Raw genomic sequence first — 14364 nt, forward strand, 5'->3', positions numbered from 1 at the left:
ACAGCATCCACCACCGTCATCGCACACCTCCACTTGCCATCGGGTGCGTCAGAGGAGGCAGCGTGCTCGCTAAATGGGCACCTTGAAAGGGGTGGGCCTGACAGCCCGCTCCGCCTCACCCGAAAGCGCGCCGCCGGTGCGCTTTTTTGATGGCCGGCTTCACCGCCGGCCCGACCGTCTTACCCGATCGCGCTCGCCGACTTCAGCGCTTGGCGCAGCACGAACTTCTGGATCTTGCCGGTGGACGTCTTGGGCAGCTCGCCGAAGACGATGCGCTTGGGCGCCTTGAAGCGCGCCAGGTGCCCGCGGCAGAACTCGATGAGCTCGTCCTCCGTCACCGTGGAGCCCAGCTTTACCTCCACGAAGGCGCACGGCACCTCGCCCCACTTTGGATCGGGCTGCGCCACCACCGCGGCCAGCATCACGTCCGGATGGCGGTGCAGCACGTCCTCCACCTCCAGCGAGCTGATGTTCTCGCCGCCGGAAATGATCACGTCCTTGCTGCGGTCGGTGATCTTCACGTAGCCGTCCGGGTGCAGCACCGCCAGGTCGCCGGTGCGGAACCAGCCGCCCTCGAAGGCCTCCTGCGTGGCCGCCGGGTTCTTCAGGTAGCCCTTCATCACCGCGTTGCCGCGGAAGCACACCTCGCCCAGCGTCTGCCCGTCCGCGGGCACGGGCTGCATGGTGGCGGTGTCCAGCACCGTCACGGCCTGCTGCAGCGGATAGGGCACGCCCTGGCGCGCATTGAGCCGCGCGCGCTCGGGCAGCGGCAACGATGCCCACTCTTCCTGCTGCGCGCACAGCGCCGCCGGGCCGTACACCTCGGTCAGGCCGTACACGTGCGTGATGGCGATGCCGATGCGCTCGCAGCCCTCGATCACCGCCGCCGGCGGCGCCGCGCCGGCGATCAGGCCCTTGATCTCGTGCCCGATGCCCTCGCGCAGCGCCGCCGGCGCGTGGATCAGCAGCCCGTACACGATGGGCGCGCCGCACATGTGCGTGACGTGGTGCTCGCGGATGAGCGGGTAGATCAGCGCCGGATCGACCTTGCGCAGGCACACGCTGGTGCCCGCCACCAGCGCCAGCGTCCACGGGAAGCACCAGCCGTTGCAGTGGAACATCGGCAGCGTCCACAGGTAGGTCGGGTGCTGCGGCAGGCTCCAGCCGATGGCGTTGCTCGCGGCGTTGAGGTAGGCGCCGCGGTGGTGCGTGACCACGCCCTTGGGGTTGCCGGTGGTGCCCGAGGTGTAGTTCAGCGCGATCGCGTCCCACTCGTCGCCGGGCAGCGTCCATGGCGCGGCGGGGTCACCGCCGGCCAGCAGCTCCTCGTAGCTCATCTCGCCCAGGCGCGGTCCGGGCGGGGCCAGCTCGTCCTCCACCTCCACCACGAGCGGGCGCTGCTCGCCCAGCAGCGCCAGCGCCTTGGAGACCACGCCGGCGAACTCGCGGTCGGTAAGCAGCACCTTGGCCTCGCCGTGCTGGAGCATGAAGGCGATGGACTCTGCGTCCAGCCGCGTGTTGAGCGTATTGAGCACCGCGCCCGCGGCCGGCACGCCGAAGTGGGCCTCGAACATCGCGGGCACGTTGGGCAGCATCGCCGCCACCGTGTCGCCCCGGCCCACGCCGCGGCGCTGCAGCGCGCTGGCCAGGCGCCGGCAGCGCTCGAAGGTTTCACGCCAGGTCTGGCGCAGCGCGCCGTGCACCAGCGCCAAGCGCTGGGGGTACACGGCCGCCGCGCGCTCCAGGTAGCTCAGCGGCGACAGCGGCACGTAGTTGGCCGCGTTCTTGTCCAGTCCGATTTCGTAGGGGTTGGTGCGCGTCATCGGGACGTCTCCTCTTGCTGCAGGCCTATGTGGCCGGAACGACCCGGAGAGCATGGCTGAACAGACTTACAGGAGGGGACGGCGCGCGGAGGCTTCCCATGACCGGGGTCAACAAAACCAAGTTGCACAGATTTCTATGTGTATTGCTTATAGAATTCAAGACAATCAACACAGAATTCTGTGTAAATGAATGCCTCCTGCACCATCCAGCTTTTCGCGCAGGGCGCTTGGCACGACGCGGCCAGCGTCAGCCTGTTCGGGGACGTGAAGGAAGGCTGGCGGGCCAGGAGCTACACCGGCTACGACACGGCCTGGGCCGTGGAGCACCAGGGCGCGCGCGACGCCCATGCGCTGAGCTGCCGATGGCCGGTGCAGCTGGACGCCATCGAGCTGGACCACTGGCCGGTCTTTCTCATCGACATGCTTCCGCAGGGCTACGGACGTGCGGAGCTGCTGCGAGGCCTGGGCTTGCCCGAGACCGCGGCCGAGCCGGCGGACTGGGCATTGCTGCTGGCAGGGGCCGGCAATCCGGTCGGCCACCTGCGCGTGAAGGAGGCTGCCGACTGGTTGATGCGCCAACCGCGGCCGGCCCAAGGCTTCACCGACCTGGAGGTGGCCCGGCGCAGCGAAGCCTTCACCGAGCACCTGGGCGCCTTGGGGCTCTTCGTTGCAGGCTCCTCAGGAGTGCAGGGCGAATGGCCCAAGCTGCTTCTGGCGCGCGCCCGCGACGGGCTGCTGTACCTGGACCACGCGCTGCCCGACGGCGAGGCCGTGGAGCATTTCATCGTCAAGTTCGGGCGCGGCAGCAACGAGCGGCTGGACTGCATCCTGCGACACGAGGCGCCCTACATGGCTCTGGCGCAGCGCCTGGGCCTGCGCGTGCATGCGGCGCTGACGCGGCATGAGCGGGCGCTGTTCATCCCGCGCTTCGACCGGCGGCCCGTGGGCACCGGCGTGCAGCGGCTGGCGCAGGAAAGCATCGCCAGCCTCACCGGCAAGCCGGGCTTCGGCCTGCTGCCCAGCCATGACGAGGTCTGCCGCGAGCTGCTGCGGCGCTGCACCGATCCGCAAGCCGAGCTGCTGGAATACCTGCGCCGCGACGTGGCGAACCTGGCGCTGGGCAACAAGGACAACCACGCGCGCAACACGGCGCTGCAGCGCGACTTCGAGGGACGCATCGCGCTGACGCCGCTGTACGACTTCGTGCCGATGTTCCTGCATCCGGACGGCATCGCCCGCCGCATCCGCTGGGAGGGCAACGACGACGGCCGGCCGGCGTGGCCGCGCGTGCTCGATGCCGTGTGCCGCCTGGCCGAGTCCGCGCGTGCGGGCCGCGGCGTGCCGCTGTCGCGCCCGGCGCTGGCCGAAGGCCTGCGCGCGATGGCACCTGCCCTGGCCGACATCGCGGTCCATGGACAAGACATGGGGCTGGAGCCCGAAGTCCACGCCTTCCTGCGGCCGGGCCTGGAGCGCCTGGCGCACGAGCTGGACGCCCTGCGCTGATCAACCAGGGCCCACGACGCAGTCACCATGGACAAACGCTTCAACCCCGTGAGCCTGCCGCAGCAGCTGGCGCTGCGCCGCCAGGCGGTGGAGGACGTGCTGGCGCATCCCGAGTGGAGCCTGCGCGAGTCGGTGCGACACCTGAAGAAGACGCTGCGCCTGACCAGCGCCGAGCTCGCCAGGCTCGCGGGCGTCTCCATGCGCACGCTGCAGGACATCGAGCAGGGCCGCAGCGAGGGCACCGTGCAGACCCTGAACCGCATCCTGGGCGTGCTGGGCCTCAGGCTGGGCGTGGTGCGGCGGGTGCGGGCGGCGGACGAGGACGACTGAACGGCCTTGCTGAAATGCCGTTCGGGCTGAGCTTGTCGAAGCCCCCGGCACAGCCGGCCGGCAGGCCCTTCGACGAGCTCAGGGCGAACGGGGTGCTTTCACCGTCGCGGTAACGCGGCCCTCAAGCCGTCCCGGACCCCACCGGCAGCAGCGACAGCGTCGCGTGCGGCAGGGTATGGCCGCCTCGTGCGGGCCGGGCCGGTTCGCGGCCGGCCATGGCCGCGACGGCGGTCGCCGTGGCCGGGCGCGGCACCTGGACGCGGCGCACCGGCTGCGGCTGCGCGCGCTCGCCGCCGAACACCCCCACGGCCTGGCGCAGCCGGGCTGCCTGCTGGCTCAGGCCGTCCGAGGCGAGGGCGCTTTCCTCCACCAGCGCGGCGTTCTGCTGCGTGACGTGGTCCATGTGGTGCACGGCCTGGCCGATCTGCACGATGCCGTTGCTCAGCTCCTGCGTGGCGGAACCCATCTCGCCGATCAGGTCGGACACCTGCTTCACCTGGCTCACGATCGCGTTCATGGCCTGCCCGGCCTGGGCGACCAGCACGGAGCCGGCCTCGACCTTCTTCGCGCTCGACTCGATCAGCGCCTTGACCTCGCTGGCCGCCTGGGCGCTGCGCTTGGCCAGGCTGCGCACCTCGCCGGCCACCACCGCGAAGCCGCTGCCGCTCTCGCCCGCGCGCGCCGCCTCCACCGCCGCGTTGAGCGCCAGGATGTTGGTCTGGAACGCGATGCTGTCGATCAGGCCCACGATCTCGGTGACCTGCCGCGAGCTCGCCGAGATCTCGCCCATGGTGCTGACGACCTCGGCCACCGTGCGGCTGCCCTCGGTGGCAGCCTGGCGCGCCTGCCCGGCGAGCTGGTCCGCCTGCGCGGCGGTGCGGGTGTTGGCCTTCACGGTGGTGGTCATCTCCTCCATCGAGGAAGCCGTCTCCTCCACGCTGGCGGCGGCCTGCTCGGTGCGCGTGCTCAGGTCCAGGTTGCCCTGCGCGATCTCGGCCGCCGCGTGCTGCACCGACTCCACCTGGTGGCTCACGTCGTCCACCAGCCACCGGAACATCAGCCCCAGCTGGCCGACGGCGCGCAGCGTCATGCCGATCTCGTCGGCGCGGTTCATGTGCGTGGTCATCGGGTTCTCGCCGGTGGCCACCTTGATGGCCTCCTCGCGCAGCTGCTCCAGCGGCCGCGCGATCTGCAGCTCCAGCGCCCAGCAGGTCAGCAGCAGCGCCATCGCCACCGCGGTGCTCATCAGCGCCACCGGCGCCGTGCACGACTGCTGCACCCAGAACGCGGCGGCCATCACCGGCACCAGGCCCATGAACGCCAGCCGGATGCGCCAACGCACCGGCATGAGCTGGAGCACCGAGAGCCCGCCCAGCAAGCCCCTGCGCAGCAGCACGCCCTTGTGCAGCCTGTGCCGCGCGCTGCCCTGGTGCATCTCCTTGTACAGCCCCTCGGCCGACGCGATCTCCTCGCGGGAAGGCTGGGTACGCACGGACATGTAGCCCACCGTGCGCCCGTGGCGCACCACCGGCACGGCATTGGCGCGCACCCAGTAGTGGTCGCCGTTCTGGCGGCGGTTCTTGACGATGGCGGTCCACGGCTCGCCGCCCTTGAGCGTGGCCCACATGTCGCCAAAGGCTTCGCGCGGCATGTCGGGGTGGCGCACGAGGTTGTGCGGCTTGCCCACGATCTCCTCCCGTGAGAAGCCGCTGACCTCGACGAACGCCTCGTTGGCGTAGGTGACGACGCCTCGCGTGTCCGTCGTGGACATCAGCGTGGCGCTGTTCGGGAAGCGGAATTCCGCTTGGGTGACGGGCTCGTTGATACGCATGAGCAATCCCTCCCAGGGATGGGGAGCAGGGCGCCGCCCGGAGGCTGGGCACCCATCAAAGCCGCCACCACGTGCCTGACCAAAGTCCGCCCGAAGGCCAAAGCGCTGTGCGCTGACAAATAACCGGCGTCGTGCTGGCGTCCAACGCCGACTGAACCTGATGCAATGGTTCATTCGACGCATTTGCCGCGAAATACTTCAAATCCCGAGCAAATTCATATCCATCCAGGGACGGACAAATTGTTTATTCAGAAAGCGAGCAAAAAAAGAAGTTCGAGTAGAGTGTGCTTGCAAGCCTGGGCCGCAAAGCTTCCAACCCGATTGCGACCGGTCTGGGATCCGCTCGGTGCCTGCTCCTTGTCACCCAGATAAAGGAAAGACCCTTCTGAAACAATAGATTACTAACGAGTCAAAGCCGAGTCAACAGCTGTGGGGCTGTCGGGTGCGTCTGTTACATCAGCCTAGGGATAATCCGGTGTTGCGGCGCAGCATGGAGGTTGACAGCGCTATTTCATTCCTGTGGGTGGCTTGTCAAGAAAAAATCCGATGGGTGTGGCCGGAAATCCGGACGGGCAGGACAAATGTCATGCCCAAGACTGTGCATGAGAGAGATGTTTTTTGGCACGCCCTGTGCCGGATGCGTCTTGCGGGAGCCTGATGGCCGGGTTGATCAAAATCAGCCGGTTTTCGTACTCCGAGCTTAGAAAGCCAGGCCGCTGCGCCACGGGTCACGTGCCAGGTGCGTCGCAGGCCGCTCGGGGAACCCGCTCGGCATGGATATCCGCTCCGTCCTACAACGGGTGGAGGCACTGGCTGACGGTGCCGATCGGGCGCGGGGCCTATCTTGGTGACGACCGATCACCAAGCACAGGAGACCCGCCATGAGATCACGTTGGCTTTGGAGCGCAGTGCTGCTCGTGCCGCTGGCCTTGCCCGGCTTGGCGCAGGCCAAGGGTTGCCTCAAGGGCGCAGCCGTGGGCGGCGTGGCCGGCCACGTGGCGGGCGGGCACGGCGTCGTCGGTGCCGCCGCCGGCTGTGCCATCGGGCACCACCGCGCGGAAAAGAAGGACGAGGAAAAGCAGCAGGCTGAACAGGCCAAGGCGCAGCAGCGGCAGGATGGCAGCGGCGAACAGCAGCAGACGCAGTCGGGCAGCAGCGGATCACAGCGCTGAGCCGTTCTCACCTGCGCGCCTTATCGCCGTTGATGCATGACCGGCATTGGGGTGGCAACCCCATGCCGCGTCGATCTCTGGTATTGGCTTGCTCTTCGCAATTGCCGAGAAAAAGCATCAGCGGTCCAAGCCTCCAGGGGGGTTATGCACTTTCGCCGGTGGCCAATACCAGGCAATGCAGCGCCGCGGGCACCTGAGGCATGCGTTCAGACACGCACGACAAATGGCGCAATTTGGGCCGTGCTAACCCCCCTTCGCACGGTTTTATGCAGGCGCCTTTGACAGGCGTTTACGGCTGTAGCGCCCCAAGACCGCGAGACCGCCCGCCATCAACAGCCAGCTTGCCGGTTCAGGCACCGGTTGGGCGAACACCGCGGAAAAAGTGGCGCCACCGGCATCCGGCCGGCCCAGGAAACCTTGGTATTCCAACGGGAAGACGGCGGCGAAATGGCCGGCGTACGGGGTGCGGCTACCGTCCCGGGTGTCGGTCATGTAGCCGGTCACCGAGAAGGTCATCGTGGAGCCCAGCGTGGTGGGGCCGAAAGGGACATTCACGAAGTTGACGGCTGAGCCGGCAGGCGTGCAGGTTTGTCCCGCGGCAGCTATGGCGCCACAGGCGCTGCTGTCAAAAATACCCGCCTGGATGCCTGTCAGATCAAAGCGCGCGAAAGGTGCCGCGTTGAACGTGAGGAAACCGGGCACATTGACACGGCCGGGCGTGGCCAGGGAAATGTCCTTGACTTCTCCAGTCGAGCCGGTTGGCACTGGGAAATCATCATTTCGGAAGCCAACGGGGGTGATGGTGAACCCGTCAAGGTTGGAAATCTTGAGCGTGTCATTGAAAAATATCAGGGCGCCGGCAAACTCGATCGTGCCTTCCAATGCGTATGACGGTATCGCTGCGCTGACCAACAACGCGGCCGCGCAATGCTTTGCGAGAGTTTGCATCCTGGACATGACTACTCCTTGTGTGGTCATTTCACCGGGCGGCTCCTGCGGTGAAATGAGGGCTGACCGGCCGAAAGGTTTCGGACGGCTATGAAAGCCGCCATTTTTTTTGGAATAAGAGAAGGCTAAAGATATTTCAGGAAATACAATTTGCGGCGTGAGTCAACGTAAATGGAATCAGGGGTGGTTAGCGGGCCTGTTGGATGGTGTGATGCAGCATTTGTGGCGCATTTTTGTTTGAGGCGAGGAAGGGGTTTTTCGGCCGATGCTTGTCGCATTTACGAATTGTTCCTTGCCTTTGCGATTGCGCCTGCATTTTGGCCAAATACACACGGCGGTTGACACCGTCATTGGCGCGCTCTTGCACTGCAGGGGAGGGAGCAGGCGTTCCATGTCCTGCTGATGGACGGGCTTGCGCCTGTTTTTATATAACCGCGCGAGCGTAAGGTTGGGTGTCTAATTGACCCCATCGACTTGTCTTGAGGTGAATCGACATGCGGCCATTGAAATACGCGTCGGTCCTATAACCGGCCGCAGGTTCCAGAGCAGCTGGGGAGGGTCCTCAGTGGCCTGCGGTCATGGGACTGATCGTGAAGCCATCAAGCAGCAACCGTCGAGCCGTGCGCCGCCACCACGTTGAGCGCATCAAGAAAGCTCGCCGTTCATATTGGGGCATGGGAACTCGGGCGGAAAACCCGCCGGATAGCCGCCGTCTCGGCATCGTGGCCTCGACTGCTGCGCCGTGCTCCTGCGCCATGTGCGGGAATCCGCGCCGCTATTGGAAAACCAAAGACGCGTTGACGGTACAGGAGCAGCGCTGGTTCCAGGACCGCCTCCAGAACGTCGAGTGACCATTTCCAACCCAGTCGTCTTCAGGCGGCCTTTTCCGGCGGGACGGGCGCGCACGAAGCGCGCGGCCGGGCCGGTGATGGGCGGCAGCGGGTGAACGGCGGCCTCCGTGGGGTTACAGGCGCAGCGGGCGGCTCGCGCCATGCGTGACCTTCGTCATTGCCGCTGCCGGCGCCGGCCCGGGTAGTGCCAGCATGGCCGGGTGCCCCTGCCGTGCGGTGCGGGGCGGGGTGCGCGGCCGGTTCACTGCACCAGGAGGAGCTTTCCATGATGTACCCGGGACGGATCGTCAAGCAGGGCGAGCGGGACGCCGCCATCGTGGCCGCGCTCAAGGAGCGCCTGAACCAGTCGCTGGGCGACGAGTCGCTGCGGCTCGACCCTGCCAATCCCAACTTCGGCGTCAACATGCGCCAGGCGGTCAAGCTGTTCCAGGCGCGCAACGTGGATGACCAGGGCCGTGCGCTGCGGCAGGACGGTGAAGTGGGCTCCCTGACCTGGGCTGCGCTGTTCGGGCCCGACACCGTTCCAGCGCCGCGGGACGCGGGCCCCTTCATGGCCGAGGTGCTGAAGGTGGCGGTGAAGGAGCTGCAGCGGCCCGTGCGCGAGGATCCGCGCAACTCCAATCGCGGTCCCATCGTCGAGCAGTACCTGCGGCGGGTCGGCCTGAACCCGGGCTTCGCGTGGTGCTGCGCCTTCGTCTACTACTGCTTCGACGAGGCCGCGCAGCAGCAAGGGCGCGGCAATCCGATGGTGAAGACCGCCGGCTGCCTGGACCACTGGCGCCGCGCGGGCGAGCACGGTGCCACGCTGATCCCGGCGCGCGAGGCCACCAACGACCCCAGCCGCCTGGGACCGGGCTCCATCTTCATCATGGACCACGGCCAAGGCATGGGGCACACCGGGCTGGTCGAGCAGTGCGACGGCGGCTGGATCACCACCATCGAAGGCAACACGGACGCCAGCAAGACGCGCGAAGGCGGCGGCGTGTACCGCCTGACGCGCAAGATCAACGAGATCAACCGCGGGTTCATCCAGTACCCGGCCTGAACGCGGGCGCACCGCCGGTGTCCGGGAGGACGCCGGCGGCTGTCCTGCCCCCGCTTGTCAGCCGGCTGCCATGGCGTGCTGAACTGCTGTTTTCTGAAGCATTGCCGCCCGCACCGTCTCCGCCAGCGCCTGCTCCACCGGTGTCGTCAGCAGCGGTCCCAGCACTGCGCGCAATGGCGCGTCGTCCAGCCCGTGCGGCACGCGCCAGAGATAGGACATGTCGGCGAGCGCGCGCATCGTCGGCACGAACAGGCCGAGAACGCGGATCAGGCCCCACGGCATGCCGCCGCGCTTGCAGCCGCCCGCGGGCACGGCCAGTCCGAGCTGTGCGGCGGCGCGTTCCACCCCGTCCAGCACCTGCGCCCCCGTCAGCGTGTGCCCCGCGAAATGAAAGCGCGCGAAGTCCGCCAGCGCACCCGCCTCGGCGGCTTCGGCCAGGCCCACGAAGGCGCGCGCCAGGTCGGGCAGGTAGGCCCAGGCGTGCGGCACGTCCAGCGCGCCCGGGTACACCAGCCGCCCCTTCGCCAGCGGCTTCAGGATCGCCTGGTCGAACCAGGTGCCCGAGCCCGCGCCGTAGAAATCGCCCGCCGTCAGCACCGTGGCGCGCAGCGCGCCGGCACGGCAGCGGCGCTCGATCTCGGCTTCCATCGCCACGCGGATGCGCCCGTGCGCGGTGTGCGGGCGTTGCGGCGCGTCCTCGCGCGTGGGCACCGACAGGTGCAGCCCGTAGTTGTAGACGTTGCCCGGCAGCATCAGCCGCGCGTCCAGCGCTTGCGCCAGGTCCAGTGCCGCCTGCAGCAGCGGCATCGCGTCGCGCTTCCAGCGGCCGTAGTCGGAGGGGTTGAGCGCATGCACCACCACGCGCGCGCCCGCGGCCTGCAGCGCCAGCGCCGCGGTGTCGCCCACCGGCGTGCGCAGCAGCCGCGCGGACGCCGGCATGCCGGGCGCGGCCTCGCGCCGCACCTGTGCCAGTACCTGCCAGCCAGCCGCCGCGAAGGCCTGCGCAGCAGCCAGCCCCAGGCGCCCGTTGGCGCCCAGCACCAGGACGGTGGGAGTTGAAGAGGTCGGCGTGTTCATGCGGGGCTCCAGGCGCTGAAGTTCGGTGATCGGTGCAGCCAGTGTGGCGACCATCGCGTCATCCGAAAATCGCCGTTCCCTGCAAGCCAGCCATACGGATTCGCATGACGGTTGATCCTTCCCCGCCACCATCGCCGCCCGCCAGCGCGCCGCCGCGTCCCGCCGCACCGATGCCGCTGGAGGAGTTCGACTGGCGCCTGGTGCGCAGCTTCCTGGCGGTGCTGGACGCCGGCAGCCTGATGGGCGCGGCGCGCCGGCTGCGCGCGCAGCAGCCCACGCTCTCGCGCCACGTGGCCGAGCTGGAGGCGCAGCTGGGCGTGCCGCTGTTCGAGCGCACCGGGCGCGGCGTCACGCCCACCGCGGCGGCGCTGGCCATTGCCGAGGCCGCGCGGCGCATGCAGGACGGCGCCGGCGCCTTGCTGCACGCGCTGGCCGCCGCGCGCGACGCCGAGCGCGGCACCGTGCGCCTGACGGCCAGCCGCGTGGCCGCCACCTGGCTGCTGCCGCCGGTGCTGGCGCGGCTGCGCGAGGCCGAGCCCGGCATCGAGGTGGAGCTGGTCGCGTCGGACCAGCTCAGCAACCTACTGCGGCGCGAGGCCGACATCGCGCTGCGCATGGTCCGCCCCGAGCAGGGTTCGCTGGTGGCGCGGCGCGTCGCCGAGGTGCCGCTCACCGCCGCGGCGCACCAGCGCTACCTGGCGCGCGCGGGCACGCCGCGAGAGGCCGAGGACCTGCTGGGCCACGTGCTCATCGGCTACGACCGCGACGAGGCCATCCTGCAGGGCTTCGCCGCCATGGGCGTGCCGATGACGCGCCGAGGCTTCGCGCTGCGCACCGACGACCAGGTGGCCTACGGCCAGCTCGTGGCCGCGGGCGCGGGCATCGGCTTCGTGGCGCGCTACAACCTGCGCCACTGGCCGGGCGTGGTGCCGTTGCTGCCGCAACTGCGCATTCCGCCGCTGCCGTGCTGGCTGGCGGTGCACCGCGAGATCCACGGCAACCGCCTGGTGCGGCGGGTGTTCGATTTCCTGGCCGAGGCGGTGCCCGCGGAGCTGGCGGCCAGCGGCGGCGGGGAGGCCGAGGGCGGCTGAGAGCGGGCGGCGGCGCTGCGTATGATCGCCGCGCCCGTGGCGGGCACGGCCCCGGAGAAGGCCGGCGCACCGCGCGGCCTTCGAACTCATCCATTGCGTTTTCCCCGCTGACATGACTACGCCCACCGACCCCGCCGGCCAGCCGCCCGTTCTCGCCATCGAAGGCGCCATCGCCACCATCACGCTGCGCCGCCCGGCGGTGGCCAACCGGCTGGAGCTGTCGGACCTGGAGGTGCTGCAGGCGCAGCTGGCCGAGGTCAACGCGCGCGAGGAGGTGCTGGTGCTGCAGCTGCAGGCGCAGGGGCGGCATTTCTGCAGCGGCTTCAACCTGGGCGAGGCGGGCGAGCACATCGCCACGGCCGCCGAGCGTTTCGAGGCGCTGGCCGCGGCGCTGGAGGCCGCGCGCCCGGTGACGGTGGCGGTGATCAACGGCGGCCTGTACGGCGGTGCCACCGACCTGGCGCTGGCCTGCGACTTCCGCATCGCCACCACCGCCGCAGAGATGTTCGTGCCCGCGGCGCAGCTGGGGCTGCTGTTCTACCGCGGCGGCATGGAGCGCTTCGTGGCGCGGCTGGGGCTGCCGGTGGCGCGGCGCATCCTGCTGGCGGCCGAGAAGCTGGACGCGCAGCAGATGCTGGCGCTGGGCTACCTGGACCGCATGGTCGAGCCCGAAGAGCTGGCGCAGGCCGGGCAGGCGTGGTGCGAGCGCCTGGCCGGCATGGCGCCGCTGGCGCTGCTGGGCATGAAGCGCCACCTGGACGCCATCGCCCGCGGCGCGCTGGACGCCGACGCCCTGGCGCGCGACATCGCCCGCGTCAACGCCTCGCAAGACCTGCGCGAGGGCGTGCGGGCGTGGCAGGAGAAGCGGCCGGCGGTGTTCAAGGGGAGGTGAATGGACTGGGAGTAGAAAACCTCAACTGCTTGGAGGTGATGAGGTTTTCTTGCTGCTCCAATTTCAATCTGATCGGGGGCGAGGATGGAATAAAAGGGGCGTCCATTCGGGGAAAGGGCGTTTTGCTACCGGTGCTTTCCTGGTATGGCGCCGTACGTATTTTGCTGGAGCGCAGGGACATAAAGGCTTTCGATGCGCGCAAATAATCTTAAGCCCAACTCCATCTCCTGATCCATCAAGAAGCCGCCAGTGCAGCCCCGCTGACGCGGGAAATACGATCATGCTGCTGAGCAGTTCGCTGAACGAGCTCGGTTCATCCCCGCTCGCGCGGGAAATACGCGCTACCACCAGCACAACCCACTGGCGCCGAGGGTTCATCCCCGCTCGCACGGGAAATACGCGCTGGCCCAGCTCAAGGGCACCATCCCCAACGGTTCATCCCCGCTCGCGCGGGAAATACAAGGCCTTTGCGCAGTCAGCGGCCGGCTGGAGCGGTTCATCCCCGCTCGCGCGGGAAATACACAGCGTTCTGGAAGTCGTTGTAGTACGACACCGGTTCATCCCCGCTCGCGCGGGAAATACATCGACATTCCCGCCCTCAAGGGCGAAGACATCGGTTCATCCCCGCTCGCGCGGGAAATACCTCTCCCCGGCGCGCGCGGATCGAGTAGATGACGGTTCATCCCCGTTCGCGTGGGAAATACTGCGTGACGTTGGAATCGCTCGTGCTGGAGCCGGGTTCATCCCCGCTCGCGCGGGAAATACCAGCAGGTCGCCGTTGGCCCGCAGGGCAATGCCGGTTCATCCCCGCTCGCGCGGGAAATACTCTGTCTACCCGGTGCATGAAACGTCCGGCGCCGGTTCATCCCCGCTCGCGCGGGAAATACGAGTCGGTGCCGAAGTACCGGCGCCGCTTCCCCGGTTCATCCCCGCTCGCGCGGGAAATACTCTGTCTACCCGGTGCATGAAACGTCCGGCGCCGGTTCATCCCCGCTCGCGCGGGAAATACGAGTCGGTGCCGAAGTACCGGCGCCGCTTCCCCGGTTCATCCCCGCTCGCGCGGGAAATACTGCTCGCAGGGGGTGCGCTTCGGCGCCTTGGGCGGTTCATCCCCGCTCGCGCGGGAAATACAGCCAGCGCCGCGCGAGCATCCCCGCCCAACGCGGTTCATCCCCGCTCGCGCGGGAAATACGTTAACCAGCTAAGCGAACAAGGGGATTTGCACGGTTCATCCCCGCTCGCGCGGGAAATACGCCTCGCCCAGGCCCAGCGTGACGCCGGCGGCCGGTTCATCCCCGCTCGCGCGGGAAATACGCTGCATGGTTGCATCCATTTGAATGCCTGCTTGGTTCATCCCCGCTCGCGCGGGAAATACCCCTCAATGCGCAGGCCGAGCACGTACAGAGGCGGTTCATCCCGGTCGCGCGGGAAATACGCCTGCGTGGTGGCCGCGCCCTTCCACTGGATCGGTTCATCCCCGCTCGCGCGGGAAATACTCATGAACGGCATGCTGTACCCGGGCGACCAGCGGTTCATCCCCGCTCGCGCGGGAAATACGCGCTGGCGGCCTATGTCAAGTGGGCGGCGGACGGTTCATCCCCGCTCGCGCGGGAAATACGTGGCCGAGTTCGTGGCGCGCGCTGTCGGCGTGGGTTCATCCCCGCTCGCGCGGGAAATACAACAAGTAGGACAGATCTATTACGACGTGACGCGGTTCATCCCCGCTCGCGCGGGAAATACATGGCGGCGCTCACCAGCGCCGTCCCTGCCGTCGGTTCATCCCCGCTCGCGCGGGAAATAC

At 68.3% G+C, this 14364-nt stretch carries 11 protein-coding genes and 2 CRISPR repeat arrays; of the genes, 7 read left to right on the plus strand and 4 right to left on the minus strand.

The features are described 5' to 3' along the window. Positions 1–179: 179 nt before the first annotated feature. A complete protein-coding gene (locus H537_RS0124060; protein WP_028999882.1) occupies positions 180–1823 on the minus strand; it encodes an acyl-CoA synthetase in 1644 nt (547 codons plus the stop codon). 186 nt (positions 1824–2009) lie between these two features. Between H537_RS0124060 and H537_RS0124065 the strand changes: the two genes are divergently transcribed. Both H537_RS0124065 and H537_RS0124070 read left to right on the plus strand, forming a co-directional pair. Then, the gene (locus tag H537_RS0124065; RefSeq protein WP_028999883.1) at positions 2010–3326 is read left to right on the plus strand and encodes a type II toxin-antitoxin system HipA family toxin; all 1317 of its coding nucleotides are present in this window, start codon (positions 2010–2012) and stop codon (positions 3324–3326) included. 27 nt (positions 3327–3353) lie between these two features. Next, positions 3354–3656: a helix-turn-helix domain-containing protein gene (locus H537_RS0124070; RefSeq protein ID WP_028999884.1), complete on the plus strand. Its 303-nt coding sequence runs from the start codon at positions 3354–3356 to the stop codon at positions 3654–3656. Positions 3657–3777: 121 nt separating this feature from the next. Here the strand turns inward: H537_RS0124070 and H537_RS45220 are convergent, their stop codons facing one another. Next, positions 3778–5487: a methyl-accepting chemotaxis protein gene (locus H537_RS45220; RefSeq protein WP_064736037.1), complete on the minus strand. Its 1710-nt coding sequence runs from the start codon at positions 5485–5487 to the stop codon at positions 3778–3780. A gap of 881 nt (positions 5488–6368) precedes the next feature. Here H537_RS45220 and H537_RS45225 point away from each other — a divergent pair. Then, positions 6369–6659, plus strand: coding sequence for a hypothetical protein (locus H537_RS45225; RefSeq protein WP_084150914.1), 291 nt, complete (start codon positions 6369–6371; stop codon positions 6657–6659). A gap of 264 nt (positions 6660–6923) precedes the next feature. Here the strand turns inward: H537_RS45225 and H537_RS0124085 are convergent, their stop codons facing one another. Continuing rightward, positions 6924–7616 (minus strand): PEP-CTERM sorting domain-containing protein, encoded by a 693-nt coding sequence (locus tag H537_RS0124085; protein WP_028999885.1) that lies wholly within the window; start codon positions 7614–7616, stop codon positions 6924–6926. A gap of 569 nt (positions 7617–8185) precedes the next feature. On the opposite strand from H537_RS0124085, the gene H537_RS53340 reads away from it, so the two are divergent. Continuing rightward, complete coding sequence (locus tag H537_RS53340; RefSeq protein WP_156901910.1) at positions 8186–8458, plus strand: hypothetical protein; 273 nt, start codon at positions 8186–8188, stop codon at positions 8456–8458. Between the two features lie 265 nt (positions 8459–8723). Beyond that, a complete protein-coding gene (locus H537_RS51480; RefSeq protein WP_051243192.1) occupies positions 8724–9503 on the plus strand; it encodes a CHAP domain-containing protein in 780 nt (259 codons plus the stop codon). 57 nt (positions 9504–9560) lie between these two features. On the opposite strand, the gene H537_RS0124100 is transcribed toward H537_RS51480, so the two are convergent. Next, entirely contained in the window at positions 9561–10580 is a 1020-nt protein-coding gene (locus tag H537_RS0124100; protein ID WP_028999887.1) for an NAD-dependent epimerase/dehydratase family protein, read from the minus strand. A 104-nt stretch (positions 10581–10684) separates the two neighbouring features. On the opposite strand from H537_RS0124100, the gene H537_RS45235 reads away from it, so the two are divergent. Together H537_RS45235 and H537_RS0124110 are read left to right on the plus strand one after the other, a co-directional pair. Next, entirely contained in the window at positions 10685–11671 is a 987-nt protein-coding gene (locus H537_RS45235) for a LysR family transcriptional regulator (RefSeq protein WP_310733027.1), read from the plus strand. 112 nt (positions 11672–11783) lie between these two features. Beyond that, positions 11784–12563 (plus strand): enoyl-CoA hydratase/isomerase family protein, encoded by a 780-nt coding sequence (locus tag H537_RS0124110; protein WP_028999888.1) that lies wholly within the window; start codon positions 11784–11786, stop codon positions 12561–12563. 247 nt (positions 12564–12810) lie between these two features. After that, positions 12811–13939: a CRISPR direct-repeat array (repeat unit 29 nt; unit sequence CGGTTCATCCCCGCTCGCGCGGGAAATAC). Between the two features lie 91 nt (positions 13940–14030). Continuing rightward, a CRISPR array of direct repeats spans positions 14031–14364; the repeat unit is 29 nt; unit sequence CGGTTCATCCCCGCTCGCGCGGGAAATAC.

Source organism: Azohydromonas australica DSM 1124 (assembly GCF_000430725.1).
Lineage (GTDB): Bacteria > Pseudomonadota > Gammaproteobacteria > Burkholderiales > Burkholderiaceae_C > Azohydromonas > Azohydromonas australica.

Bases quoted from the DNA above. Each gene is read 5' to 3' on its own strand.
- H537_RS0124060 (WP_028999882.1), bottom strand. From the start codon at position 1,823: ATGACGCGCACCAACCCCTACGAAATCGGACTGGACAAGAACGCGGCC.
- H537_RS0124065 (WP_028999883.1), top strand. From the start codon at position 2,010: ATGAATGCCTCCTGCACCATCCAGCTTTTCGCGCAGGGCGCTTGGCAC.
- H537_RS0124070 (WP_028999884.1), top strand. From the start codon at position 3,354: ATGGACAAACGCTTCAACCCCGTGAGCCTGCCGCAGCAGCTGGCGCTG.
- H537_RS45220 (WP_064736037.1), bottom strand. From the start codon at position 5,487: ATGCGTATCAACGAGCCCGTCACCCAAGCGGAATTCCGCTTCCCGAAC.
- H537_RS45225 (WP_084150914.1), top strand. From the start codon at position 6,369: ATGAGATCACGTTGGCTTTGGAGCGCAGTGCTGCTCGTGCCGCTGGCC.
- H537_RS0124085 (WP_028999885.1), bottom strand. From the start codon at position 7,616: ATGTCCAGGATGCAAACTCTCGCAAAGCATTGCGCGGCCGCGTTGTTG.
- H537_RS53340 (WP_156901910.1), top strand. From the start codon at position 8,186: ATGGGACTGATCGTGAAGCCATCAAGCAGCAACCGTCGAGCCGTGCGC.
- H537_RS51480 (WP_051243192.1), top strand. From the start codon at position 8,724: ATGATGTACCCGGGACGGATCGTCAAGCAGGGCGAGCGGGACGCCGCC.
- H537_RS0124100 (WP_028999887.1), bottom strand. From the start codon at position 10,580: ATGAACACGCCGACCTCTTCAACTCCCACCGTCCTGGTGCTGGGCGCC.
- H537_RS45235 (WP_310733027.1), top strand. From the start codon at position 10,685: ATGACGGTTGATCCTTCCCCGCCACCATCGCCGCCCGCCAGCGCGCCG.
- H537_RS0124110 (WP_028999888.1), top strand. From the start codon at position 11,784: ATGACTACGCCCACCGACCCCGCCGGCCAGCCGCCCGTTCTCGCCATC.